Raw genomic sequence first — 25,985 nt, 5'->3', positions numbered from 1 at the left:
GTACGTTTTATCTTTCCGAATTTCCATTTACAATAATGGAGAAGTCACTATATTGAAGGAATGATCATCATTGAAATCGATTGATCTTACAATTTTATCATTAAAAAGAAAAGGAATCTGGACTGAAAAAGTGTTGAAAAATCAGCGCCCTGATAGGTTAAGCAATGAAAAAGACGAAAATACTCAATCACAGATCACCTGCAAGGAAAAAGAGAAATGAATATGTATTGGTTTTTAGGTGTTTTATTATATTTTCTCATCGGTACTTGTATATTCATTGGAGTCATTAGAGACAGTCACTCAGGCTCATGGATCCTGCTTGCATTAGCAGCTCCGCTCATCATTGTTGGCTATCCCTATTTTTATTCAAAGCAGCTTCTTGCCAAAAGATAGTGAAATAGACGCCATACTATTGGTAAAATGATCAATATCGGAATACAATCTAATGTATCTTGAGGAAAGGAGTCTTGCCTTATGAGCCAAAGAGTGTCCTACTATGATGTTGCACCTGAAGGTATGAAGATGATGATGGATATGGAGAAATACACGAAACAATCTTCAATTAACCGAACGACGAGAGAACTAATCAAAATCAGAGTTTCTCAAATAAATGGCTGTGCTTTCTGCATAGATATGCATACTTCCGATGCCCGCAAAATGGGTGAAACTGAACAGCGAATTTACTGTTTACACGCTTGGAATGAATGTGATTTTTATTCACCTGAAGAGAAAGCAGCGCTCGAACTCTCTGAACACATTACGCTTATTCCAACGAAAAGGGTTCCCGATGCGCTGTATCATCAAGTGCGTGAACATTATGATGAAAAACAATACGTTGACCTTGTTTTCATCATCAATCAAATAAACAGTTGGAATCGCATTTCTATTGCAATGGGGAACCAAGCAACTTCAAGATAATAAGAAGGAGTAAGATTCTTAACGAATCTTACTCCTTCTTTCTCATTCCCTTAATAAAAAATTCCCTAAATATTCATTTTAAAGTATTTCTCAAATGCCGCTCTCCCGCTTTGTGTCATCTTAATCGCTCTTGTTTTAGGCATACGAACGATCCATTCTTCCTCTAACATTCGCACCAATAGGGCATTTCCTAACGCTCCTGCAATATGATGCTGCCGCTCACTCCAATCCAAACAGCAGCGGGCAAATGCTCTCCGCTTATTTCGCTGCTGCTCTTCGTTGATGCCTAAATTCGAAAAGAACAAAGAACCCTCTGAAGTTACCTCAAAGTCTAAATCGGCTTTTTTTAACATTCCCTGCTCAACCAGTGAATGAGTGATTTGCACGCCCACATAACCTGCCAAATGATCATAACAGGTGCGGGCGAAATGCAAGTCACTTTTCTCTTTTGAATCTTTTAAAGATGTGACTTTGGCTTTAGGGGCAATCAGAAGCAATTGCTCAATCACGTTTGCTGCATCTGAGTCAGACAATCTGTAATACCTATGTCTTCCATGCTTCTCTACGCTGATCAGCTCTTCTTCAAGCAATTTTTTCAGGTGAAAACTTGCGGTTTGAGGTTTAATGTTAGCGAGATATGCAAGCTCTCCCGCAGGGTGTATCCTTCCATCCATTAGGGTGAGAAGAATGGAAGAACGCGAGGGATCAGATAACAATGCAGAGATTTTTGCGATATTAGGATTCATGTTTTTCCTCCTTACATTCATATTTCGATGATAGTTGAAATGTTAAACCTTTACAATATGAATGTCATGATGACAAGGAGGAATAAGCATTGGACATTGAAAAACAAGACACTCTTCGTTTTAAAGAAATTAAACCAAGAATCATGTATTATGGTACCTCAGCATTTCTTCTTACGACATTGAATGAGGATGGTACCACTAATATTAGTCCTATGTCTTCTTCTTGGGCTCTCGGAAACTATATTGTCCTTGGAGTAGGCCTAGGGGGAAAAGCCATTGAAAATTTAGATAGACACAAAGAATGTGTCATAAACTTGCCTGGCCCGGAATTATGGGAAAATGTTGAAAGAATTTCGTCTTATAGCGGAAAAAAGAATATACCGCATTTGAAGAAACAGCTCGGATTTACATATCAAAAAGAAAAATACGAGTCAGCAGGGTTATCACCTTTACAATCAAAGACAGTATCACCAACACGCATTAAAGAATGCCCTATTCACATTGAAGCTGAAGTAAAGCATATTCGAATTCCCGAATATGAACCATCTTTTGCGATTGTAGAGACGCAGGCATTACATTTTCACGCCGAGGAAAGCATCATATTGAACGAAAACCATATCGACCCTTCAAAATGGAGTCCGCTTATCTATAATTTTAGACATTATTTTGGCTTGGGAAGAGAAATAGGCAAGACCTTTCGTTCAGAAACATGACCATTTTTACCTTTTTAGAGACCGAGCCATGACTTATGATTATCAGATCAAGCTATCATTAGGCTTGGTCTCTTTTTTAGTGAAACATCCATTTAAGGCTATAAAGTTTATATACTTGCCAACTTCTTGATCATCAAACCCAACTCATAAATCCCCTTTTGGAGGTCATCAAGAGATGCATAAGCATATGATAAGCGAACATGATTCCCTTTTTCCTGAGCATAGATACTGCCGAGATTAAGAAGAATCCCTTTTGATAAGGCTTTCGTATAAAGTAATTTCATTGATATAGTAGGCAATATTTTTATCCAGATAAAGAATCCTCCCTTTGGGATGTTCCATGTCGCAACATCTTTCAAATGGGTTTCTAATGCACTCAAGGCCAAATCTCTTCTCACCTTTAATTGCTTTCTGACCTTTTCTAAATGCTGCTGGTATTGACCCGATGTAAACCACTCTGCCGCTACTCGCTGGGATAACGAACTAGATCCGTAATCTGTTTGCATTTTAATATCGGATAAACGTTCAATCACGGGTTCCGGACCGACGATCCATCCAATCCTCAAGCCCGGACTTAACGTTTTCGATAAACTGCCTATGTATAGCACATGCCCATTTTTATCTATTGTTTTGATAGGATAGGGCGGAACTTCATCGATCCATAACTCTCGATAAATGTCATCTTCAATCATGGGAAGCTGTGTATTCCCACTTGCCGCAAGGATTTCTTCCCGCCGCTTTTTTGACATTAAAATACCGGTCGGATTATGAAAACAAGGATTTGTATATAATATAGCCCTTCCCCGTTCCCCTCTTGTCATCTGAAGATTTCCCGGCAAAAGTCCCTCATTATCCATAGGAAGCCCAGTCAGTTTCATGCCAGCTGATTGAAATACGTGTAATGAATAAAGGTAGGATGGCTGATCAAGATAAACGGTTGATCCTCTTTGCAAAAGCCCTATTGATATCAGTTGCAGGGCTTGCAATGCTCCGGAAACAATCAGAATGGAAGACGGTGAGGCATTGATTCCAAAGGTTTTTAAATAGTTGCTTAATGCCTCTCTCAACGGAAAGTATCCTTTTGGCTCCTCGTATCCGAACGCTTCCATGTTTTGAGATACCTTGCCCATCATCTCTTGCATAGTTCGCAAAGGAAAAATTTCAGTTGAAAGCTCGCCTTTACTGAGCTGTATAAGGTCCGTATTTGATTCTGATTGGTTTATCTCTTGCACGATTTTTTGGCTGGGCTGCTGAATTCCAGAGGTTACATATTGATCCCAATCAGGAGCAGAATTCTTAGCTAGTAGTGTCCATGTATTGTTGATAACAACTGTGCCTTTCCCCATTCTGCCTTCTATTAACCCATCTGCCATCAATTCCTCTAAGGCTGTAATCACGGTGCTTCGATTTACATGAAAGTCTTTTGCAAGCGTGCGCTGGCTTGGAATCTTGCTTCCAATCGGCCACTCCCCATTTCCTATTTTCTCCTTAATAAAGTGAACGATTTGTCTGTACTTAGGAAGCTTTTTCATCTTTTTTTCTTCTGGAAAGCTCATGAAAGCAGTCTCCTTACAACTAAATTGGTTGGGTCAAAATCTGTTTAACTGGTTGAAGCCCTATTAGCAAATCTTTATTAGTATAGAAACACATTAAAATAACTGGTTGGCTTTTGTAAAGAGGAGTGGAAAAAATGAGAAAGAAAACAGTTCAAATGATCATATCTAACAGTCTGATGATCGGTTTGTGGGCATCAGCTTTTCCGGGAATTCGTGCAGGCTTAGAAGGTTACACACCCGAACACCTTGCTTTATTTCGTTTGTTAATCGGCTCTATGGCATTATTGCTTTTTGCTGTTTTGACTAAGATGCGCTGGCCTGACATAAAAGATATACCTGTTATTTTTCTTTTAGGGTTTTTAGGCTTTGCACTCTATCACATTTTGCTGAATATTGGTGAAAAAACTGTTAGTGCTGGAGTTGCAAGCTTACTCGTCACCACGGCACCAATTTTTTCTGCCATGTTCTCTCGTCTGTTTTTTGGTGAGCATTTTGGAATTGCTAAGTGGATTGGCTCTATGATCAGTTTATTAGGTGTTTCATTGATTGCATTTGGGGCAGGAGATTATACATATTCAATGAAAGGTACACTTTTTATTCTGCTGGCAGCTTTTTCGGAGAGTATTTACTTCGTTTTCCAACCCCGTTATATAAAAAAATATGGTTTTATTCCATTCGTCACATTCACCATTTGGGGCGGAACATTACCTATGCTTGTGTTTCTGCCCGGCTTAGGCGAGGAAGTAATAAACGCTTCCATGAGCGCAACATTGTCTATATTTTATTTAGGTTTATTGCCAACAGTTGTGCCCTACTTTGCCCTTGCATATGTCACTTCGGTCGTCGGTGCTTCAGAAGCAACCCTTTCACTTTATGTAACACCGGCTTTAACGTTGATCATTTCTTGGATGTGGATAGGTGAAATCCCCGCATTTATTTCTCTGCTAGGCGGAGTGGTTACAGTCGGCGGGGTGTGTTTCACCTATTTAAAATCAAATCAAATGAAATGGTATCGAAACGCTCTTAGACACAAATAAAGAAGATACCGATATCATTTGGTATCTTCTTTGAGCGCGAAAACGAATTATTCACGAAGGCGCACAATTAAAATCATTAAAAAACGATCAAGGAATTTTGACCGCATTTGAGAAAAATATTCAAACGAACTTCACATTGGATAAAATGACCGATATTCAACATTCTTATAAAAAAGCCGTTCAATATGTAAAACAGATCGAAATAAAAGGTGAGGATAAAAAAACAGATCACTTATGGTATCATGTTGTCACTGTTGAAAACAGAAAGGACTTATCGAAAAAACTTCGCCGGCAATTACATCTGGAACCTTAAAATAAATTCATAACCGCTCACTCAGGTAGAGAAGAGTGCTTATCTCTTCTCTCTTTTTTCAGATCAATGTTTTTACGATTTTCCAGAATAGAAAATAGAGTATTCGGTCATTGCCTTAAAGCCTAGTTTTGCTGCTAAACTAAAGGAGGATTTGTTGTTAACATCACAATCCCAACTAGGCACCATTCCATTTTTCAGACAAAAATCTATAAACTCATTTCCCACACAGTAAGCTAAACCCATGCCTCTGTATTCTTCAAGTGTATAGATATCCATTTCCGCACGATTACGCCCTGAAAATATAGAGGTACACTCACTCACAACATGATTGCCATGTAATACGGCAAACCCAAAGCCTTTTGATGAAAAATGTGAGACAGAATCCCAATACTCCTCATAATAAGCTCTGTTAAATTCCGTGCTGTTTGAGATGATGTCTTCGTCTATCCTTTTTAAAACAAACCCCTTTGGAAGTTGTAATTCCGTTATAGAAGGTTTTTGCTGAAAAGAAAATGCGACTCTTTTCATTTGATTCAATTCGTCTTTCAGGATTGTTTTCATTACTCTGTCCCATGTATCGCTAGAACTAAACAAGGTAAATCTTTTTGTTGATTTCGCTTGTTTTTCATAATATTCAGCAATGAAATCATTAAAATCTTGATTCCCCTCTTCTCCCGCAATAAAGTAAATTCCTGATTCAGTCCCTATCAAAAATGATTTAGGGAAGGTGTGGTCATCTACATAAACAACTCCCGGAATCGTTTGTTCTAATATTGAATAGACAAATGTTGGGCAAACTTTTTCATGAAACCTTGTTTTTATGCCGTTATATTTTTCTTTTGTTAACTCCTGCAAACTGACAACTCCTTTAAAACAGCGTCTCCTTCATGATTCTGTTTACAAAATCAATTTTCCTCTGTCACAAGCTAAATAACTTTCCTTTTAAAGCGGACAGTTCACGGATCACAGTCAAGTTAAACCAAAAAACAGGTGTCTGCACTTAGCTCGCAGACACCTGTTGAACAATACACGCTGAGTATATCTATTACTTATTCCCCAGTTTCAGCAAACTGTTTTAAGCGCTCGCCAATTTCATCACGCACTCTTTGGAAAAACGCCCATTTTTCTTCGTCTGTTCCTTGTGCTTTTGCCGGATCATCAAATCCCCAATGCTCACGTTTTACATGCGGAGGCGTCATTGGACATTTGTCAGCTGCATCACCACAGAGAGTCACAACCAAATCAGCATTGTTTAAAATGTTCGGATCAATCATATCCGAGGTTTGATTGGAGATATCAATCCCTGCTTCTTTCATCGCTTTCACAGCATTAGGATTTAATCCATGAGCCTCGATTCCTGCGCTGTACACGTTCCACTTGTCTCCAAGGTATTTTTTTCCCCATCCTTCAGCCATTTGACTGCGGCAGGAATTTCCAGTGCATAAAAAGTAAATGGTTTTCTTTGACATATTAATCTGCTCCTTTTTGAAACATTAATGGATGATCATCAGCCAGATATACAGGCCGACAAGTGTAATAAATAATGTCGGGATTGTCAGAATGATTCCTGTTTTAAAATAAGTGCCCCAAGAAATCTTCACACCTTTTTGTGAAAGGACATGGAGCCATAATAGTGTCGCCAAGGAACCAATCGGCGTGATTTTAGGTCCTAAATCTGAACCGATAACATTTGCATATATAAGCGCTTCTCTCATCATTCCATGTGTGTCTGTACCGGCAATAGCCAATGCATCAATCATGACAGTCGGCATGTTATTCATAACGGAAGAAAGAATCGCCGCGATAAAGCCCATTCCAATCGTACCCGCAAACAACCCTTGATCAGCCAAGGCTTGAATCACATCTGAAAGGATATCTGTCAATCCAGCATTACGGACACCGTACACAACAACGTACATGCCGATCGAAAAGAACACGATAGCCCAAGGCGCTCCTTTCAGCACTTGCTTTGTATGAATGGCTGGGCTCTTTTGTGCAGCAATTAAGAAAAAGATGGCAATGATGCCCGCTACCACTGATACGGGAATAGAGAAAAATTCACTTGCAAAATATCCAATTAAAAGCAGTCCTAAGATATACCATGATAGTTTGAACATATTTTGATCTTTTATTGCTTCTGCAGGTCTTTTAACCTCAGTCAAATCATAACGTTTTGGTATGCTTTTTCTGAAGAAAAGGTAAAGTACAATGATACTCGCCAGTAATGAGAACAAGTTAGGGACAATCATTCTGGATGCATAATCAATAAACGTAATATCAAAATAGTCCGCTGAAACGATGTTGACCAAATTGCTCACAACTAACGGAAGCGAAGTCGTATCTGCAATAAACCCGCTGGCAATGATAAAAGGAAAAACTAATTTTTCATTGAAGTTTAAAGCTCTGACCATCGCTAATACAATTGGCGTCAATATAAGGGCCGCGCCGTCGTTTGCAAATAATGCTGCGACGATAGCTCCTAATATAGATACATAAATGAACATGCGCACACCGTTTCCTTTTGCAGCCTTAGCCATATGAAGCGCTGCCCATTCAAAGAAACCAATATTATCAAGGATTAACGAGATAATAATAATGGCCACAAAAGCCAATGTCGCATTCCAAACAATCCCTGTCACAGTTAACACATCTTGAAAATCGACAACTCCGGCTATTAAAGCCAAAGCAGCTCCTCCACAGGCTGACCATCCAATAGATAAGTTTCTCGGCTGCCATATGACCAATACTAAAGTGAATAAAAATATAGCTAAAGCCAAAATGACTGAAGTCAATCTAATACCTCCTTACTGGCAAGACGCTTGAGTTTCCCTTTGTTTGATGTGCAGTAACAATTCGTCTTCCTGATCGATTTGATGCAAAATCAATTGCAATGTATCAAACTCGGGGCATGATTGATTGATTGAATAATAACGCCATTGCCCTCTTCTGTCCTCGTTCACAAATCCTGCGTTTTTTAATTTCCGCAAATGCTGGCTTATGGCTGGCTGACTCATGTCGAACATATCAACCAATTGACACACACAATATTCTTTCTCAATAAATAATTTCATCATCATGAGCCTTGTTTGATCACTAAGTATTTTTAAACAGCTAGCCATTGCTGCAACTCCTATTTTTGAATCAACAGTCAAATGAACTCCTCCTTTAACCCAATATATAATGAAATCATGATATATTGGCCCAGTGATCAGACACCCCAATAAAAAAGAGGCACTGTGCGTACAAAAAAATGAACATTAATTTTTTCACAACGTCATTATATAAGTTTTCAATTATATAATCAATTGTTTATATTAACCTAAACAAGAAAAAATCCTGCTTGATGGGAACAGGATTTCAACAAATCATGAGCAAACAGCTTCATAAGGCTCGTCAAAACATATGATGGCTGTTTTGCCATTCGTCACTCTTTTTTCTAATGATGATTGACCCTTCTAAAATTGCTGCCCTTCACTTCAGCTACATCATATACGGTAACGAAGGCGGTTTTATCAATTTCATTAATAATTTCCTTTAGTTTGGTTTCTTCTAAGCGGTTGATGACACATGTGATTTCTTTGAATTTCTCATGGGAAAAACCCCCGTAAGCTTCTTTATATGTGGCGCTTCGGCCTAATTGATCACGTATGGTCTCTACCATCAATTCAGGTTGGGTTGTAATAATTTGAAACATTTTAGAACCGCTTAAGCCTTCCTCCACGACATGAATGACTTTGGATGCAATGTAGTAAGCAATGACTGAAAGCAATGCCCCTTGCAAACCAAATACGGTGGAAACAAAAATAAACACAAAAAGGTTTAAGAATAAAATGAGATCGCTCGTTCCGAATGGCAGTTTTCGGGACAGCAGCACTGCAAGCATATCAATTCCATCTAATGCGCCGCCATTACGCAGCGCCAGCCCCATTCCAAACCCAAGGATAATCCCGCCGACAACGGTTATCAACAAAGTATCCCCTTCGATGATGGCTGGAGTGTGGTGCATAAAACTTGTACCCGCGGCAAGTGATGCGATTCCGATAATTGATAATAACGCAAAGCGTTTCCCAATTTGCTTATATCCTAACCAGACAAACGGAATGTTAATAGCAACAATCAGAATCCCCAGCGGCAAATGGAACAGCTGTGACCCAACAATGCTGAGGCCTGTCACCCCTCCATCAGATACGCTGTTTGGAATGAGCACCGTTTCCAGTCCATATGCCGCTATGATTCCTCCGATTATGACCATGATGACTTGCAGGATGATTTTCGCTTTAAATTTCTTATGTTTTTCGTTTGTATTCATACCATTCCTCATTTCAAATATTTTTTATATTTAAACTATACCATAATAGATTTTTCAGGCTAAAAACATGCTTTTTATTAAAAGAATTTGTCAATCATTTCTGTAAGCAGGCTGCTGCTGATATCACTCTATTTCATAAAGATAACCCTTTGTGATTAAGAACATTCAATTCACCTGATGTGCCAAATGGGGTCTATGTTTCAATCCATCCTTTTAGGTAACTTGGTGATCTCCAATAATCTGTTGTAGATCATTTGCCAACATAGCTCCGGTTGGTTCATATCCAAATCACGTCTTGCATGTTAGGAAGTTTGTTGAAATACATATTAAAATGCACGAAAAATACCAAGGAAAGTAATTCCTCGGTATCATCCATATGGCCGAGCGGAATGGACAAACGACATATTCAGTGAAAAACATGATGAAATATGCGGAATGATTGTCCGAGCCATCGCAATAGAGTATTCCGTTGCTTTTTCAGCACCTATCAATGTGGTCATAGAAGTGGTTCCTTCAAGCAGCAGTGTGAATTGGTATGCAAATCTTGTTCCATTCACCTTCCTCCTGAATAGAAAAACTGAAAGCTCCTCATATCTTCCAGGCAGCCTTCAGTTTTTTTATACCTTCTCGTATGTTAAATTCAGGAACCCCTGCAAATCCAAGCGACACCCTTTTAGCAGGGGGATGGTTTTGATAAGAAGGAGCAACAGGATAAATTTTCACTCCATGTTCCTTCGCCTTCTCAATTAACTCTTTTTCGCTAAATGGCAAATAAACGTCAAGTAAGATGCGAAGTCCAGAGTTTTCTCCGCGAATCCTGACATGCTCTCCTAATTCTCTTTGCACAGTCTCTAGTAAAATGGCTCTTTTTCTACGGTAAAGCTTTCTCATTCTGTTGATGTGTTTTTGCCACTCTCCATTTTTTATAAAGTCAGCTAGCGTGAGCTGACTGTGGCAGGACACCGTTTGCTTATATAAAGACGCGATTTCATGGCCTTTTTTTAAAAGAGACGAAGGAAGAATCATATAGCTGATACGCAGCGAGGGAAGAAGAGACTTAGAAAAAGTGCCCATATAAATGACACGGTTATCCTGGTCCAGCCCTTGTAAGGATGGGACCGGCTGTCCGGTGTATCTAAACTCCCCATCATAATCATCCTCTATGATAAATGACTGATTCTCAGCAGCCCATTTAAGCAGCTGAATTCTTCTGTTAATCGTCATAATGGTTCCTAGCGTAAATTGGTGAGAAGGCGTGACATACACAAGATTTGGCTGCTGTTCTTTGATCTTCTGTATACAGATTCCTTCATCATCGACTGGTATAGGAAGAATATTCATACGATTGGCTTCAAAAATCTCGCGTGCTCTCGGATAACCCGGATCCTCATATCCTATGAAAATATTCTGATCAAAAACTTGACACAAGATTTGGAGAAGGATAGGGTTCCCGGCACCTATAATCACTTGTTCAGGGACACAATGAACACCCCGTGATTGATACAGATACTCTGCAATGAGCGTCCTCAGCTCAAACTCTCCTAAAACATGTCCCGGCCGATAAAGCTCGTGTCCATATTGGTCTAAACTATTGACCATGCTTTTTCGCCATGCGGAAAAAGGAAAGTAAGAAGAATCTACATTTCCATAGTGAAAATCAATCCACTCTTTATGTTCCTGCTCTTTTTGTTGAATGGGTAATGTGCGCGGCATTTTACGATAGGCAAAATCAGAATCGTCATAATCAGCAAACCACCCGCTTCTTGGCTTGCTCACGATATAGCCTTCAGCAGCAAGTTGTTCATAGGCACGTTCTACAGTCGTTTGGCTGATGGATAGCTGACTCGCCAAGAGTCTTTTTGAAGGGAGCTTCATTCCTTTTTGAATACGCCCCTGATGCATGTTTTCTTTGAAATCCTGATAAAGCTGCTGGTAAAGCGGAATATCCAAATTTCTATTTAAAAAAGGCGTGATATCCATTTACACATTGTTCTCCTAACTGGTATGCATTTTTTTATGAAAACTGACTGTTTATGAAAGGTCAATTCCAGTTTATAGTCATTGTAATCCTTAGATGCTGGTTTTGTTAAGAAAATTCAGATTAACAGTTAAAGAATGAAAAAGAATCATATTTGGAGTGATTATAATGAACAAAACAACAAATGGCTGGATAAATGGTTTTATAGGCGTCCTCATTTTCAGCGGCTCACTGCCAGCAACCCGCTTGGCTGTGGCGGACTTCACCCCATTGTTCCTCACCGTATGCCGCGCTGCGATAGCTGGTGTATTGGCTGGAGGCCTCCTTCTCATCTTTCGGCAGCAGCATCCTGCCAAAAGCGACATCATTTCATTATTGGTGGTAGCGTTCGGCGTGGTGATCGGGTTCCCATTGCTGACAGCTTTGGCGCTTCAGTATGTCACCTCCGCACATGCCATTGTCTTCCTTGGGCTTCTTCCGCTTGCGACAGCGGTCTTCGGCGTACTCCGCGGAGGTGAACGTCCCCGGCCAGTCTTCTGGATGTTCTCAGCGGCTGGCAGCTTACTAGTAGCAGGATTCGCTCTGATCCAAGGCGGTGGATCATCCCCGCTCGGCGACGCATACATGCTGGCTTCTATCATCGTATGCGGGCTTGGTTATGCAGAAGGCGCTAGGCTTTCTCGACGTCTGGGGAACTGGCAGGTGATCTCTTGGGCACTCGTTCTGTCGCTTCCTCTTATGCTGCCTTTGTCGTTCTTTTTTACACCGGACTCATGGTCGAGCATCGGGGTACCAGCGCTGCTCAGTCTTGCCTATGTATCCTTATTCAGCATGCTGATCGGCTTCGTCTTCTGGTATCGAGGTCTCGCCCAAGGCGGAATTGCGGCGGTTGGGCAGTTGCAGCTTCTTCAGCCATTCTTTGGACTGCTGCTTGCCTCAGTGATTCTGCACGAGAAAGTAGGCTGGGCACTCGTGGCAGTGAATATCGCCGTTATCATGTGCGTGGCTGCTGCTCGGCGATTTGCAAAGTAGGCAGACTTACTTTAAAAAAGCCGGGTGACGATAATAAATGAAAGCATGAAAAATACCAAGGGTTCGCAGCCCTTGGTATCATTGATGCGGCCCGAGAGGATTTGAACCCCACAGGTTATCCCCGCTTAGCCCCTATAAAAGTGAAAAGGGTCTTTTATTTGTTAATCACAATCGACAATTTATAATTGACATGCTTGTTTAATTCCACTAAAAATTGATCTAGCGTTTCATTAGACGGAAATTTGCATTCAAGAAGATAACAGCCATCCCCACTAATTTTATAATTATTGATTACATATTTGTCTTGTGTTTTTATAAATGACAGATATGGATGATGATGGGTGTTTTTTGTATAGATATTAAGCAAAGCATGTATATAACACCCTAATTTCACTTGGTTCACTTTAATGGTATATCCCTCAATCACACCGTTGTCTTCTAATTTGGCAATCCTCGAGGCGGCTGCTTGCCCTGTTAAATGAACTTTTTCTCCTAATTCTTTCATCGTGATACGGCTATTTTTAGATAACTCCTCTAATATTTGCATGTCTGTGTGATCCAACATGAAATCAAATCCCTTCAATATTCGTTCTCTGTTTTTAATTCCCATTCTACATTAGTGACAATTTGTAAAAAATAAATGACATACTTTCAAAAATCAAGTCAATCGACAGAAAGACTTGATTTGTTCCATGTATTTATTCAGCGGCTATATGTAAACTATACGCATATTAAAGAAAAGGAGTTTTATACATGAACATTCAACAAATTCGTAATGCTACACTTGTTGTCGAATATGCAGGCAAAACGTTTTTAATAGATCCAATGTTAGCTGAGAAAGGTGCTTATCCTCCATTTCCAAATGCGCCAAGGCAGGATCAAAACAACCCTTTGGTTGAATTGCCAACTTCTGTCGACAATATTATTCATCATATTGATGCTGTTATTGTTACTCATTTACACTACGACCACTGGGATGAGGCAGCTAAAGAGTTGTTGCCAAAAGATATCAAGTTGTTCTCCCAAAATGAAGAAGATGCAACAGAATTTCGAAATGGCGGATTCAAAAACGTCGAAGTACTAACAAAAGATACAGTCTTTGAAGGCATTCAATTAATCAAAACCAAAGGCGAACACGGAAGAGGAGAAATTTTAAAACTCGCAGGCCTTGTATGCGGCGTTGTGTTCAAACACCAAAGTGAGAAAACATTATATGTAGCTGGAGATACAGTCTGGTATGATGCGGTTCAAGAAGAGATTGAAACACATCAGCCGAACATCATTGTAGTGAACGGCGGCGATAATCAATTCTATGAAGGCGGTTCTCTCGTCATGGGTAAAGAAGATATTTATGAAACGTATAAGGCTGCTCCAAACGCAAAAATCATCGTGAGCCACATGGAAGCTGTAAACCATTGGGGATTATCAAGAGAAGAATTAAAATCCTTTATTCATGAAAAAGGAATCTTCTCTCAAGTGTTAGTGCCTGATGATGGCGAAGCATATTCATTTTAAATGTTTATTTAAGGACAGGAGGGGTCACAAGAAAAGTACGATGCCTAAAAGACTTCTGCCATAAAGACTTTGTATTCTACCCGCAATTAGATACACCGTTTCCAGGTGTAGAAGGTTTAGTAGAATCTGAAAAGAAAAACTTTGATGCTTTCCCGGGTTTTAAAATGCGATTCAAGCGATGATTGCTGAAGGCGACCTTGTAGCTGTTTATTTTATATTTGAAAGTAAACATACAGGAACCCCATTTGCTGGTGTCCCTGCAACGGGAAATCCGTTACGTTTTCTTATGATGTTGTTACGTATTTCTGACGGTAAAATTGATGTGCATGACATTCTCCGTCAGCTTGGCGTGACTGCCTAAAAGCTAATGAGAGAAATAAGAAAATCATTTTACTTAGTGATCAAGCAATGCTTGGTCTCTTTTTTATTTAACCTATCCAACTCGTATTATAACCAACCTTAATTCGTTTTTGTTCCTTGATGAAAGAATAGTTGCCATCTTTCATCAAGGAACTTCCATATAGAGCTGCGCCATGTTTGTTGTTTTCTTGTTTCATCAATGACCTGATATGAAGCTAGTGCAACATTAGGAGCCAATGTATGAACTTCAAAGTTTTGGAGAGTCTTCAGAGGATTTCGTTGCTTCTCATTTTAATAACTTTTCCTCAAGCTGTTTTAAATGTTTTTTCTGCAAAATCCTTTCACTCCTTAAATAGAATTCAATATATCCATATTACAGGAGATCAAATCCTCAAAAATACTTCCTGCGATGACTTCGTAACATGGACAGTATTGATCCAAAAACGTTTCTTCTTTTAAGCAAATTTCAAACGAACATATTTATTACATGGTAATATTTAGAGGCATAACTTTTACATGAAGCTGAAACTTAGTTGATGAGAGGAATGAAAGAATGAGGAAACTCGGAAAGATATTTTACGGCAATGCCGCCCTCCTGCTGCTCGCCTTATTGCTTGCTGGGTGTGCGGGCAGTAAGAACGTAGAATCAAAACAAACTTCAAATGATGATACTGCTGCACAAACTGACGAAGATCATAATGATAATGAAGACAGCAACAAAATAAGCAAAGATGAATCAGAGCCAACAACGGGATCAGAAGAATCCGCAACAGTTGAATCAGATGACACCTCATCAGAAAAAGCAAAAAATGAGGAGAAAGGTAAAGAAGACGATGTATTGGCAGCGTATTCTTCTGAAAAAATCGAATATGCCCGTGTTTGGCTGCAGCTTGGACCTAATCAAGAGATAGATGAATTGAATGTTCGGCACATTTCGGCTGGCGAATCTATCAATCCTAATGATGACACCAGTGCCAGCTACCCAGAAGATGTGATCCAGTTAGCTGGTTCTCGATTAGTGGATGGATCAGTCACTTACCATGGTAACGGAGATGGCACGATTCATGTATACAATGTCCCTTTACGCTGGGATTCCGCAGATGATTTAGATCAAGGCGTAATGCGGGAAGTGACTGAGAATATCATTAAAAATAAAAAAACAGTGTACGTCGATACAGGAGACGATGAAAAAATCAAGCGACTCATTGACATCATGGTGATTCATTAATCAGTTATCATGTATCTAAACAGGATAGCGGGCTTTTTCATACAAACTATCACTATAAATAATGGATAATGAGGTAAAAAGTATCGCATATTCGTTTCGGATAAAGGTTGGAGTGAAATCACTTGCTAAAAAATCTACCTATTCTATTAGCTCTCCTATCAGTTGGAAACATTCTAAATGTGGTGAGCAATACCATTGAATTATCTGGTGCTTTTCATTGGATCATATTATTACTGGGTGTCGCATTAGTATTTTATAGCGCCGTATGTCTAGCGGCATACAATATTAATCAAAAGAAACATCTCAGCAGTAAGTGAATGATTCTTTAGAAAAACAAGCATTTAACATGATGCTTGTTTTTCTTTTACATGTAGCAGCTTATTCCGCTCGTTCGTCAGACTCTTCAGCCTCTAAGACGTCACACACGGTTGAAGACATTACGTATTTATAGCAGTAAAGGTATAGCCATTATACTCTTGATGACAGCAAAAACATCTTCCAACATTTTTAACTTAACCCCTATTCAAAAGGGTAATGCTATCCCCTTTATTGGGGATACGGTACCCAGCAAAATAATTCTTTCTATTTACTTGCAGGAGGCTAACATCGGTTGAGATTCAAAAATGCAAACGTTCTAATTGTAATTTTACAACCACACTACGTTTGCAGACACATATGAGAATTAAAAACATACCAATATCATTTAGTATGTTTCTTGTTTAGATATTATTGATGAATCCCCACTGCTTATTAAGTTTCCTTGTTTGGTTACCGAATATGTTAATCCTTTAATCCCTTTCCATCGAGAATATTCTGGACACATTTTTCAACCTTCGCCTCTCGGGTTTTGGCTTGTTTGGCTTGAGAAAAATGAAGAATGTATGCTCTTTGCCGTCCCGGGGTCAATGCTTCAAAAGCTGTTTTTAAAGCAGGGATTTCATCGAATTTATTTTGAAGTTCTTCAGGAATTTTATATTCTGTATTCTTTTTTAAATCCACTTCCAACCCGGCTTTTTCAACTTCAATGGCTTCATGAATATAAGCTTTCAAGATCGTTTCCATTTCATCAATTTCCTGAACATTGGTGAACCGGATCTGGCGTGCTGCCTGTACATTCTCCGTTTGTTGGATGAGAATCCCATGGACATCCTGTAACAAGGCACCTTTGTGAAATAGAAGCGCACAATAGTCTTTAAATCCATGTATTAAAACGATGTTTTTACTATTATACGTGTAGCAGGGATGCTTCCACTTAAATTCCTCGTTCAGCTCACAGTCAAGAACGATAGCTCTCAACCTCTCAAATTCTCCCTTCCACTTTTTCGCTTTACTTAAAAATTCATCAACCTTCGGATTCGTTCTATTTGTCATCAGAAGTCCCCTCTTTCCGAGCAGTTTTGTTTTTCTTTTAGCTGAATTTTAAGGTGCTTTTCCTCTCCATTTTTTAATACCGCTCTAGATTTTTCTCGTTCGACGCCCCTTTTCCCTGCCCTGTCATTTTTATTTTTGACATCACAGTATTTGTTTATAAGATGTACTCAATTAATTGAGCTTAAGGTGAAAATATGTAATCGTAAAAGAAAGGCTTGGAAAAGCTTCAATAATAACGACAATGGATGTTTATGGACACTTTTTCCCCAATAAATAAAGAGAAAATGCTGACCGTTTAAATAACTTACTTATGAGTGAGACAAAAAAACAAGCCGATTCTGTTTCAAATCGGCTTGTTCCATCCATCACTTTACAATCAGCACAGGACAATTTACTCGCTTAGCCACTTTATGGCTTACACTGCCCAGCACCATCTCCTGCAGCGAATTCAATCCCCTACTGCCTACTACGAGCATATCAAATTGATTTTCATTTGCATAAGCAACAATGGTCGGTCCTGGTTCTCCGTGTTTCATCATTACATCATGCCGGACACCAGCTTGCTCAAATTTTTCTAAAATCGGCTCTAACTTTTTACGCCTTTCCATTTCTAACTCTGCAGAACTCGCGGTATGAAGCACTTCGGTTTTCGCTTTTGAATAATCTTTAACAAAAATGATTTCCACTCTTGCATCAGGCACCAGTTTCGCTATACGAATTGCATGTTCTGCTGATCGAATGGAATGATCTGATCCATCAGCTGCCAACAAAATATTTTGATACATACCCCTTCACCTTCCCCTTAGTGGCTTGACGGCTGTGCGTTAGGATGATTGTAAGTAGCCAGCTTTTCAATCAAATGTTGGCTTGATTCGTTTAAGCCAACCAATGTAACATCTGCATGATTTTCTTTGAATTTCAAAACAACCTTATCCACTGCGGCGACACCAGAATCATCCCAAATATGCGCCTCTGAAAAGTTCATCACAACACGCTCTTTTACATCTTCATATGAAAATGAATTCACAAAATCTTGAACAGAAGCAAAGAACACTTGGCCCTTAATGTCATAAACAGCCTCTTTCTCAGAAACAGAAGACAAATCCACCTTTACTCGTGAAATTTTAGAAGCGAAGAAAATAGCACTTAACAGGACACCTACGATTACGCCAATGGATAAGTTATCTGTTGCCACTACAGTAATTACTGTGACAACCATGACAACAGAATCAGTGAACGGAACTTTTTTAAGGGTCCGGATTGAAGACCAATCGAATGTTCCAATTGAAACCATAATCATAACGCCAACCAATGCAGGCATAGGAACTTGAACAACCCATTCACCCAAAACGAGTATTAAAAACATGAGGAACATACCAGCCGTAAAGGTTGACAGTCTCCCTCTCCCTCCAGACTTTACGTTAATAACAGATTGACCGATCATGGCACACCCTGCCATACCGCCGAAAAATCCGGCAACGATATTGGCAATCCCTTGCCCTCGGCTTTCCCTGTTTTTATTACTATCTGTGTCAGTCATGTCATCAACAATGGAAGACGTCAGCAGCGACTCAAGCAGACCAACGACAGCTAGAGCAATAGAAGTCGGGAAGATAATTGACAGCGTCTCAAAGTTTAATGGAACATCGGGAATCAAAAAGTTCGGCAAAGCTTGTTTGATTGTTCCTAAATCTCCAACTGTTTGAACATTAAAGTGACCCCAAATAGAAATGACCGTGAGAAATACAATTGCTATTAAAGGACTTGGAACAGCTTTTGTAATAAACGGGAACAAATAAATGATGACTAAAGTTATGCCGACAAACACATATGTCAGACCGGATATACCAACAAAATGAGGAACTTGTGCCATGAAAATTAAAATGGCCAGCGCATTAACAAAACCTACCATGACCGATCGAGGAACAAATTTCATTAATCGCGCCACTTTCAGAACCCCAAATATGATTTGGATGATACCCGTCAGGATCGTAGCAGCAAACAGATACTGTAATCCGTGATCCTTTACCAGCGTTCCCATTAACAACGCCATAGCCCCTGTAGCCGCAGAAATCATCGCAGGCCTTCCGCCCGCAAAAGAAATCACCACCGCAATACAAAATGAGGCATACAATCCCACCATCGGGTCAACACCTGCAATAATAGAAAAACCAATGGCCTCAGGAATTAATGCCAAAGCAACGACAATCCCGGCTAATAAGTCCCCTCTTATATTTGAGAACCACTCTATATTTAATTTTTTTAACATAAAATACAGTACACCTCTTTATGATTATTTTTTGTTGACTTCTAACTCTCATAGAAGCCAGGGTCGTTTGTAACTATTTAGAATGTAACAAACAAGAATTCAAATGTCTACAATTTTTCGTTCCAAAATAGATCTTTTTTGGAACTAGCGGCGCATTCTGCGCTATCCATCTTATTTTGTTATAATGAAATATACAAAATTCATCAGGAGTTGATGATTTGATTTTTGGATATGCGCGTCCGTTTAGTCAAGATCAGGATGTAACAATACAGATAACTGCACTTAAAGGGTTCAACTGTGAAAAAATATATATTGAACAAACAAATTCAGCAAAAAACAGACCAGAATTTGAGTCATTATGCAACAGTTTAAATACCGGAGATACCGTAATCATTTATAAGTTATACAGCATTGCGGACTCTACAAAAAACCTAATCGATATCATAGATTTTTTCAAAAGGAAACAAATCCACTTTATTTCAATATTAGACAAAGTGGACACCACAAAGAAAAACGGTTCCATATTCTTCGATTTTTTAGAAAGAGTCGGCAAATTTCAATTTGACATGATTAGTGAAAACACAAAGCTTGGAATTCAAGAGGCGAAATTAAAGGGGAAAAATACAGGACGTCCGAGAAAACCAGACCATAATGTCCGGCGCGCGATGGAAATGTATCAAAGCAAAACGTATACCATTCAGCAAATTACCAAAGAGACGGGCATCAGTAAAACAACACTGTACCGTTATTTAGATAATTGGAATGATTTTGATTCATAATAAACACGAATAAAAAACATACCGCTATTTTGGGTATGTTTTTTATTCGTGATTCATTCCCTCTCAAAAATGATCCACATAAACAACGCCGGAAATGGTCTGTGTTAAAACCGGAAAAGATAAATGTTGGGAAATATCTTGTGAAACAGTCTCATTAACCCGCTCAATTTTTGTATGAATTGTTCTCCTTTTCCGCAGCTTCTGCATCCGCTTTAGTCACATGGACCGTGCCAAATGGATGGTTAGGCGGGGCATAAATGGAGTATAGTTTTAGCGGCGTATTGCCTGTATTGATCAGGTTGTGCCATGTGCCGGCAGGTATGACGATGGCTGAATCATCATAGACATTTCGCTGAAAGTTTACCTGATCTTTACTCTTGCCCATTTTAACGATCCCGCGGCCTTGCTCAATCCGCAAAAATTGATCGAGGTTAGAATGCATTTCCAAACCGATATCTTCTCCAATATCAATACTCATGACAGTAACTTGCAGGTGCGCTCCTGTCCATAGCGCAGTACGGAACGTATTGTTTTGTTTTGTTGCTTTATTGATATTAATAACAAATGGTTTCGGCCCATAATCTGTCAAGTGAAGGTTTTGGCCTGCGTTTTCATGCTTCATTTTATATGGATTCATCCAATAAACCGACCTTCCACCGCAGCACACATAATAAGGGTATTGATGTGTAACAGGTATATAATACATTTTCAGATCCCCACATTTTTTTATTTTATGATATTACCCTATGCGTTTGTTGTGGGAATGTGCCACTTACATAACTTCTTAATAAAGAAAAGCTGTTGTATTGGTCACCTTATTTGAAAAACCCATGATTTCAAGCATTTGAGTTCTTCACTACACTCATTTACCATAAAAGTTATAATTTAACTTCTCTATTGCGATCAATGAATAAGGTTACTACAACACTAGCTATACTAACGAACGTTCCTGCAATAGAAACAAGAATTGTCCAAAAGCCATCGGGAATAAGAAAGCCGATTGGGATTAGCCCCATAAAAGTCAAAACGATAAAACATTGGTATACTGCAGATATGATTCTTACAACAAGGTTGCCAAAAAAGGACATGGCTAATGGAGGGATGAATAAAAATACAACGATCCCAATTGATATCATTAAAATAATAGGCTCATCAAATGAAATGACATGCTCTCCAGGTGAATTTTCAGCAGCCACTAGCATAACAACTATAGACATTATCAGTGTAAGTAAAACCAGAAAAAACCTTTTAAACAACATTATGACTCCTTTTTTAAAATGTACCTATAACGGGTCCTTTCCATAACCATTTTATGTGATTCAATAAAGAATATGCAGTTTTAACACAGCCGCCACAAGCACTATTTATCATTAAGATATAACAGATACCAGTGGTAACTAACCACATAAAATGTCGTATTTATAGCGGCTTAGCTGTGGTATACCCTTCTTTTTTTGCTGAGATGATGAAATTACCTTCCTCCTTTTTTACCAATTATGATAAAACCTTTATCTAACAGCTTATCAAATATATAGAAATTAAACAATTTTGTATTCTAACTCCCCTGTAATTGTATGATCACTTCCTTCATCATAAGTATCATCTTCATTAATTGAATAGATAGGTATTCCCGTCATTTCAACTACCGCTTAAATATCTCAATTTCATTTTGCCTACTAACATTTCTTTGTTCCGGTTATAGGACAAAAAATACCAAGGGTCTACAATCGTTGGTATCGTTGGTGCGGCCGAGAGGACTTGAACCCCACGGATGATTCACCCACTGAGCCCTCCTCAACATATCACTGATTATGAAAGGATTGTTTTCGTTACACTCTCTATCTTCCATATTCATCATTTCTATAAAAAAATTAGTGGCAAGTCATGAATTCCTAAAGGGGATTTAATAACTCAAACTGATTTATGTAAATTATTCGGCTTTCAGGATATACACGGACCAATAGACCTCGTTCCCTATTGTTTTGATGTTGATTGTGCTTGATCTGATTTTCCCAAAAAAGTTATTGACAATAAAAAAATATTCATGTTATTATTGAATATTTGATAATACACCTCCATATATGGTAACCTTAAGAAAGGTACCATATATGGAGGTGTATGATATGTTTCAAATTGGCGATCACATTGTTTATCCAATGCACGGCGCAGGTATAATTGAAGCCATAGAAGAAAAAGATTTTTTAGAGGAAAAACAACAGTATTATGTCATCAAAATGTCAATCAGTAATATGACAGTTATGATTCCAGCGCGTAAACTATTGAGTTCAAGTATACGACCAGTTACTGATATACTTGCATTAAAACACATTCTACACATTTTTCAGCATGGAGAATCAGATAGGTTACTGCCGTGGAAACAAAGGTATCAAGTAAACACGAACAAAATAAAAACGGGTGAAATACTAGAAGGTGTTGAAGTTGTACGTGATTTAATGCGTATGAAGAAAGAAAAAGCACTTAATACAAGCGAAAAAAAAATGTTGGATCATGCACATGAATTTTTGATTAGTGAACTTGAAGTCATTAAAGGAATCACTGAAAATCAAATAAAAAGTTTCTGTTAAGGTTAATTATTGATCATGAATTGCATTCTGAAAAATATCCTGAATTTTTTGATAATCTTATGATTAAAAGTAAAGTACATCATTTCAAATATGTTCAACTTCTTCAACTTACTTTTGGAACATGAACCTCTTTTGTTATTCCTATCATCTATTCCCTTTTTATTATTTAGCTTTCTTCTGCGAACATTTGAAGAAAAAAACGAAATAGTATTGATTTTTTTAATCCTGATTCACACTGCCAAGGACAAGGAGCCGCAAAGATGGAAGAGAGGGAGGGCTTTCATTGTTTTAGGATCTTAGTGATTATTTCTAGGTTTCCCCTCACGAGTTGGTAACATCTAAATATATGGTCAACAATAAAAAATGACGAAGTTTTTTGAAATAAAACAATAAGAGGGTGTGGAGATACGAAACATATGCCTGCACAAGAATTAAAAAAGCGAAAAAGGGTTGCTTCTATTGTGGAATTCTTGTAGTAGTTGGACCCAGCTGTTATCTTAGCTAATCAAGAGTTCTTAAAAATTGCCGAATGAACGAAGAAAAGGATGATTCTTTACGAAAAGGGATGGTCCTTTTTGTTTACTTGTCGTAATAATAGGATAAACATACATTTCATTTGATCCTGATGAATTTAAAGGAAGAAGAGTGTCGGGATTATCATCGGTACTTCGTTTAGCGTGACGCTTTTGGCAGATGGCACAACACATTTACGCTGGCTTTTTGTTCGTATTGGAAAAGAAAATATATTCCACATATTGTAAACCAAGTATGTTATACTGTAAAAAAACCTTTGAAGCTTTAAATCTTTTTCTATTACCTTGTACCATCTCCCTACTCGAACGTTGAGTGGGTTTTTTTGAGAACATAAAAAAACAGGCCCTATTTAAAGAACCTGTTTGTATAAACGATTGAAGATTAAGCTTTTTGAACGTTAGCAGCTTGAGCTCCACGAGCACCTTGCTCAACGTCAAACGTTACTTTTTCACCTTCGTCTAAAGATTTGAATCCGTCACTTTGGATTGCAGAGAAGTGTACGAATACATCGTCTCCGTTTTCACGTTCGATGAAGCCAAAACCTTTTTCTGCATTAAACCATTTTACTGTACCTTGTTCCATTATTGTTGCCTCCTAGTGTGTTACCACACAGTATATACTATCCTTGCCCATAGTATCATCAAGACGAAAAGTTAATATTCATACTATCCTTTACACCGAACAAAAATAATTCTTCTTTATCATAACACGAAACGGAAATCATTCCAAATTAATATTTTCGTTTTATTCATTATTATTTCTTAAATGTATGGAATCCAGTACAGCAGCAGTAAAAAAACAGAAAATGCCAATCATACTGCACCAATTTTTTAATATGTCTAAGAGGTCTATTCCTAACTATGGTTTGAAAACACCGTGAAAATGAATCACGAGTGTCTTCAAGCCTTTTCTTTGCTCTTTAGCACTTCATTATTGATTATTAAAGATTTCTATCAAAAGCTCAGCTGTTTCTTGCCCAAATGGAGCAGGGCTGTTCACTGGTAGAGCTTTGTTCTGCAGATTTCCAAAGCCTTTATCCTTCTGTCTCTCTTTTTGACACTTATCAATCCATCCAAATTTTCTCTACTATTTCCTCAAACACTCCATGTTCACAGGCTCAATAAACCGATCGCCATAGGGAAGCAGGGAGAGAGTTTGGCCAGATAAATAGCCGGGTATACTCTTCATATCCTTTTGTATCCCGGTTGGCTCTGCTAATAAAGATTTAACTGAACTTGAAACATTTTGATTTCCAATAATTTCACAAATAATTGGGAAAGATACCTTCATATATGGAGTATGACGCTGGGTCTTCAAAGGCAATAAAACATTTTCTATACTCAGAAGATCATCAGGGAAGGGGAACCTTTTAAAAATGAATGAAAAAAACCTCAGGACTTTGAGAAAACTGGTCACACCTTATGAAAAGTCCGATTTACAAAAAAGTATTTGTCAAATCATGAACACATTGGTACCATTTTTCCTGTTATGGTGTTTGGCATATAAGAGCTTGTCGATTTCTTATTTTCTTACATTAGCGATTTCTGTCGTTGCTGCAGGTTTTTTAGTGAGAACATTCATCATCTTTCATGATTGCTGCCACTATTCCTTTTTTAAGAACAGAAAGGCGAATCGAATCCTTGGAACAATCACAGGAATTCTAACTCTGCATCCTTTTGATCATTGGGCACACGACCATTCTGTCCATCATGCGACAAGCAGCAACCTGGACAAACGCGGGACAGGCGATATTTGGGTACTGACCGTTGAGGAATATAAGGAAGCCTCAACTAAGACAAAAATCATGTACCGTTTGTACAGAAATCCGTTTGTTATGTTTGTGATTGGACCGCTTTACGTCTTCGGAATTACCAATCGTTTTAATCGTAAAGGGGCTAAACGTAAAGAACGGCTGAATACATATGTAACGAACCTGGGGATCGTCACGTTGGCAGCACTTTTATGTTGGGCTATTGGCTGGCAAAACTTCCTTCTGGTTCAGGCGCCAATTTTTCTGATATCGGGATCTCTCGGCATTTGGATGTTTTATATTCAGCATACGTTTGAGGACTCTTATTTTGAAGAAGATAAGCATTGGGAATATGTAAAAGCAGCAGTTGAAGGAAGTTCTTATTATAAGCTACCAAAAGTCATGCAATGGCTAACAGGCAATATCGGTTTCCATCATGTTCACCATCTAAGCCCGAGAGTGCCAAACTATAAGCTTGAAAAAGCGCATAACAACGCTGAACCATTGCAAAACGTTCCGACCATTACACTGGCAACAAGTCTTAAGTCGTTAAAGTTCCGCCTATGGGATGAAGAAAGCAAAAAATTTGTCGGTTTTAGCCACTTAAAAAAAGCTTCTAAAAGCCAAGTATCACCGCGGCTTGGAGCGGATTAAATAAATCCCCCTAACCGATGATAAGGGGCAGTGTATCTTGCAGAATAAAAGTGCAGTCTCGCGCAACGGTTTTGTGCAGAGGCCAGCACTTTTTTAGTGCCAAATACACTCACAGACTCCACAATCGTATTCCGCCCAAAAAAATAATACCAAAGGTGGTTAAACCCTTGATATTATTGGGATGAGGACGAGAGGACTTGAACCTCCATGGGTTATTCACCCAATAGGATCTCAATAAAGTGAAAGCTAATTGTCAGTTACAAAAGCCTGTCATTTCAAGCATTTGAATTCATTTATTACATGTATTTTCATCGTTTTATATTCATTTTGGGCATAAA

At 38.6% G+C, this 25,985-nt stretch carries 28 protein-coding genes and 1 pseudogene; 13 read left to right on the top strand and 16 right to left on the bottom strand.

Annotation, left to right across the window (positions count from 1 at the left end; all coding sequences use genetic code 11):
- The first annotated feature begins 70 nt into the window (after positions 1-70).
- The 3 genes from ABZM97_RS03035 (at position 71) to ABZM97_RS03025 (ending at position 918) form a co-directional block, all read left to right on the top strand.
- Positions 71-220, top strand: coding sequence for a hypothetical protein (locus tag ABZM97_RS03035; protein WP_087993556.1), 150 nt, complete (start codon positions 71-73; stop codon positions 218-220).
- On the top strand, positions 217-393 hold the full coding sequence (locus tag ABZM97_RS03030) for a hypothetical protein (protein WP_087993555.1): 177 nt from the start codon (positions 217-219) through the stop codon (positions 391-393). The genes ABZM97_RS03035 and ABZM97_RS03030 overlap by 4 nt, the downstream gene beginning before the upstream one ends.
- Before the next feature lie 81 nt (positions 394-474).
- On the top strand, positions 475-918 hold the full coding sequence (locus tag ABZM97_RS03025; RefSeq protein ID WP_087993554.1) for a carboxymuconolactone decarboxylase family protein: 444 nt from the start codon (positions 475-477) through the stop codon (positions 916-918).
- A 65-nt stretch (positions 919-983) separates the two neighbouring features.
- On the opposite strand, the gene ABZM97_RS03020 is transcribed toward ABZM97_RS03025, so the two are convergent.
- A complete protein-coding gene (locus tag ABZM97_RS03020) occupies positions 984-1,664 on the bottom strand; it encodes a helix-turn-helix transcriptional regulator (protein ID WP_087993553.1) in 681 nt (226 codons plus the stop codon).
- An 89-nt stretch (positions 1,665-1,753) separates the two neighbouring features.
- On the opposite strand from ABZM97_RS03020, the gene ABZM97_RS03015 reads away from it, so the two are divergent.
- Entirely contained in the window at positions 1,754-2,377 is a 624-nt protein-coding gene (locus ABZM97_RS03015; protein WP_367387195.1) for a flavin reductase family protein, read from the top strand.
- 107 nt (positions 2,378-2,484) lie between these two features.
- On the opposite strand, the gene ABZM97_RS03010 is transcribed toward ABZM97_RS03015, so the two are convergent.
- Positions 2,485-3,933 (bottom strand): PLP-dependent aminotransferase family protein, encoded by a 1,449-nt coding sequence (locus ABZM97_RS03010; protein ID WP_367387194.1) that lies wholly within the window; start codon positions 3,931-3,933, stop codon positions 2,485-2,487.
- Positions 3,934-4,067: 134 nt separating this feature from the next.
- Here ABZM97_RS03010 and ABZM97_RS03005 point away from each other — a divergent pair, with 134 nt between their 5' ends.
- Both ABZM97_RS03005 and ABZM97_RS03000 read left to right on the top strand, forming a co-directional pair.
- Positions 4,068-4,970, top strand: coding sequence for a DMT family transporter (locus tag ABZM97_RS03005; RefSeq protein ID WP_367387193.1), 903 nt, complete (start codon positions 4,068-4,070; stop codon positions 4,968-4,970).
- 46 nt (positions 4,971-5,016) lie between these two features.
- Positions 5,017-5,283 (top strand): annotated as a pseudogene (locus tag ABZM97_RS03000) (LytR family transcriptional regulator); the annotation flags it as partial.
- A gap of 72 nt (positions 5,284-5,355) precedes the next feature.
- Here ABZM97_RS03000 and ABZM97_RS02995 read toward each other — a convergent pair.
- The 7 genes from ABZM97_RS02995 to ABZM97_RS02965 form a co-directional block, all read right to left on the bottom strand.
- Complete coding sequence (locus tag ABZM97_RS02995) at positions 5,356-6,138, bottom strand: GNAT family N-acetyltransferase (RefSeq protein ID WP_367387192.1); 783 nt, start codon at positions 6,136-6,138, stop codon at positions 5,356-5,358.
- Positions 6,139-6,332: 194 nt separating this feature from the next.
- The gene (gene arsC / locus ABZM97_RS02990) at positions 6,333-6,752 is read right to left on the bottom strand and encodes an arsenate reductase (thioredoxin) (protein WP_087993550.1); all 420 of its coding nucleotides are present in this window, start codon (positions 6,750-6,752) and stop codon (positions 6,333-6,335) included.
- A gap of 24 nt (positions 6,753-6,776) precedes the next feature.
- A complete protein-coding gene (locus ABZM97_RS02985) occupies positions 6,777-8,075 on the bottom strand; it encodes an arsenic transporter (protein WP_087993549.1) in 1,299 nt (432 codons plus the stop codon).
- A 12-nt stretch (positions 8,076-8,087) separates the two neighbouring features.
- Positions 8,088-8,435, bottom strand: a complete 348-nt coding sequence (locus tag ABZM97_RS02980; protein ID WP_367387191.1) for an ArsR/SmtB family transcription factor — start codon at positions 8,433-8,435, stop codon at positions 8,088-8,090.
- Positions 8,436-8,719: 284 nt separating this feature from the next.
- The gene (locus ABZM97_RS02975; protein ID WP_087993548.1) at positions 8,720-9,592 is read right to left on the bottom strand and encodes a YitT family protein; all 873 of its coding nucleotides are present in this window, start codon (positions 9,590-9,592) and stop codon (positions 8,720-8,722) included.
- A 368-nt stretch (positions 9,593-9,960) separates the two neighbouring features.
- Positions 9,961-10,149, bottom strand: coding sequence for a hypothetical protein (locus ABZM97_RS02970; RefSeq protein WP_367387190.1), 189 nt, complete (start codon positions 10,147-10,149; stop codon positions 9,961-9,963).
- Positions 10,150-10,180: 31 nt separating this feature from the next.
- Complete coding sequence (locus tag ABZM97_RS02965) at positions 10,181-11,572, bottom strand: PLP-dependent aminotransferase family protein (protein ID WP_367387189.1); 1,392 nt, start codon at positions 11,570-11,572, stop codon at positions 10,181-10,183.
- Between the two features lie 166 nt (positions 11,573-11,738).
- Here ABZM97_RS02965 and ABZM97_RS02960 point away from each other — a divergent pair, with 166 nt between their 5' ends.
- On the top strand, positions 11,739-12,602 hold the full coding sequence (locus tag ABZM97_RS02960) for a DMT family transporter (RefSeq protein ID WP_367387474.1): 864 nt from the start codon (positions 11,739-11,741) through the stop codon (positions 12,600-12,602).
- 154 nt (positions 12,603-12,756) lie between these two features.
- On the opposite strand, the gene ABZM97_RS02955 is transcribed toward ABZM97_RS02960, so the two are convergent.
- Positions 12,757-13,167: an Lrp/AsnC family transcriptional regulator gene (locus ABZM97_RS02955; RefSeq protein WP_367387188.1), complete on the bottom strand. Its 411-nt coding sequence runs from the start codon at positions 13,165-13,167 to the stop codon at positions 12,757-12,759.
- 188 nt (positions 13,168-13,355) lie between these two features.
- Here ABZM97_RS02955 and ABZM97_RS02950 point away from each other — a divergent pair, with 188 nt between their 5' ends.
- The 3 genes from ABZM97_RS02950 to ABZM97_RS02940 all read left to right on the top strand — a co-directional run bounded on the left by ABZM97_RS02950 (position 13,356) and on the right by ABZM97_RS02940 (position 15,705).
- Positions 13,356-14,117: an MBL fold metallo-hydrolase gene (locus ABZM97_RS02950; protein ID WP_367387187.1), complete on the top strand. Its 762-nt coding sequence runs from the start codon at positions 13,356-13,358 to the stop codon at positions 14,115-14,117.
- Between the two features lie 178 nt (positions 14,118-14,295).
- Positions 14,296-14,478 carry an ester cyclase gene (locus tag ABZM97_RS02945; protein WP_367387186.1) on the top strand — a complete coding sequence of 61 codons (183 nt, stop codon included), beginning with the start codon at positions 14,296-14,298 and terminating at the stop codon, positions 14,476-14,478.
- A gap of 552 nt (positions 14,479-15,030) precedes the next feature.
- Positions 15,031-15,705 (top strand): hypothetical protein, encoded by a 675-nt coding sequence (locus ABZM97_RS02940; protein WP_367387185.1) that lies wholly within the window; start codon positions 15,031-15,033, stop codon positions 15,703-15,705.
- A gap of 780 nt (positions 15,706-16,485) precedes the next feature.
- On the opposite strand, the gene ABZM97_RS02935 is transcribed toward ABZM97_RS02940, so the two are convergent.
- The 3 genes from ABZM97_RS02935 to ABZM97_RS02925 form a co-directional block, all read right to left on the bottom strand.
- Positions 16,486-17,076 (bottom strand): YdeI family protein, encoded by a 591-nt coding sequence (locus ABZM97_RS02935; protein WP_367387184.1) that lies wholly within the window; start codon positions 17,074-17,076, stop codon positions 16,486-16,488.
- Between the two features lie 365 nt (positions 17,077-17,441).
- Positions 17,442-17,861: a universal stress protein gene (locus tag ABZM97_RS02930; protein WP_202328995.1), complete on the bottom strand. Its 420-nt coding sequence runs from the start codon at positions 17,859-17,861 to the stop codon at positions 17,442-17,444.
- 17 nt (positions 17,862-17,878) lie between these two features.
- Entirely contained in the window at positions 17,879-19,345 is a 1,467-nt protein-coding gene (locus ABZM97_RS02925; protein WP_087993918.1) for a SulP family inorganic anion transporter, read from the bottom strand.
- A 218-nt stretch (positions 19,346-19,563) separates the two neighbouring features.
- On the opposite strand from ABZM97_RS02925, the gene ABZM97_RS02920 reads away from it, so the two are divergent.
- A complete protein-coding gene (locus ABZM97_RS02920) occupies positions 19,564-20,124 on the top strand; it encodes a recombinase family protein (protein WP_087993917.1) in 561 nt (186 codons plus the stop codon).
- A 163-nt stretch (positions 20,125-20,287) separates the two neighbouring features.
- Here the strand turns inward: ABZM97_RS02920 and ABZM97_RS02915 are convergent, their stop codons facing one another.
- Both ABZM97_RS02915 and ABZM97_RS02910 read right to left on the bottom strand, forming a co-directional pair.
- Entirely contained in the window at positions 20,288-20,830 is a 543-nt protein-coding gene (locus tag ABZM97_RS02915) for a cupin domain-containing protein (protein WP_087993916.1), read from the bottom strand.
- A 172-nt stretch (positions 20,831-21,002) separates the two neighbouring features.
- On the bottom strand, positions 21,003-21,380 hold the full coding sequence (locus ABZM97_RS02910; RefSeq protein ID WP_087993915.1) for a hypothetical protein: 378 nt from the start codon (positions 21,378-21,380) through the stop codon (positions 21,003-21,005).
- Between the two features lie 867 nt (positions 21,381-22,247).
- Here ABZM97_RS02910 and ABZM97_RS02905 point away from each other — a divergent pair.
- A complete protein-coding gene (locus tag ABZM97_RS02905; protein ID WP_367387183.1) occupies positions 22,248-22,709 on the top strand; it encodes a CarD family transcriptional regulator in 462 nt (153 codons plus the stop codon).
- 915 nt (positions 22,710-23,624) lie between these two features.
- Here the strand turns inward: ABZM97_RS02905 and cspC are convergent.
- Positions 23,625-23,825, bottom strand: coding sequence for a cold shock protein CspC (gene cspC / locus ABZM97_RS02900; RefSeq protein WP_087993913.1), 201 nt, complete (start codon positions 23,823-23,825; stop codon positions 23,625-23,627).
- A 793-nt stretch (positions 23,826-24,618) separates the two neighbouring features.
- On the opposite strand from cspC, the gene ABZM97_RS02895 reads away from it, so the two are divergent.
- Positions 24,619-25,647: a fatty acid desaturase gene (locus ABZM97_RS02895; protein ID WP_087993912.1), complete on the top strand. Its 1,029-nt coding sequence runs from the start codon at positions 24,619-24,621 to the stop codon at positions 25,645-25,647.
- Positions 25,648-25,985: the final 338 nt, after the last annotated feature.

Origin of the sequence: Bacillus vallismortis (assembly GCF_040784915.1) — a bacterium.
Taxonomy (GTDB): domain Bacteria; phylum Bacillota; class Bacilli; order Bacillales; family Bacillaceae; genus Bacillus; species Bacillus subtilis_G.
This window is presented reverse-complemented; position numbering and strand designations above follow the sequence as displayed.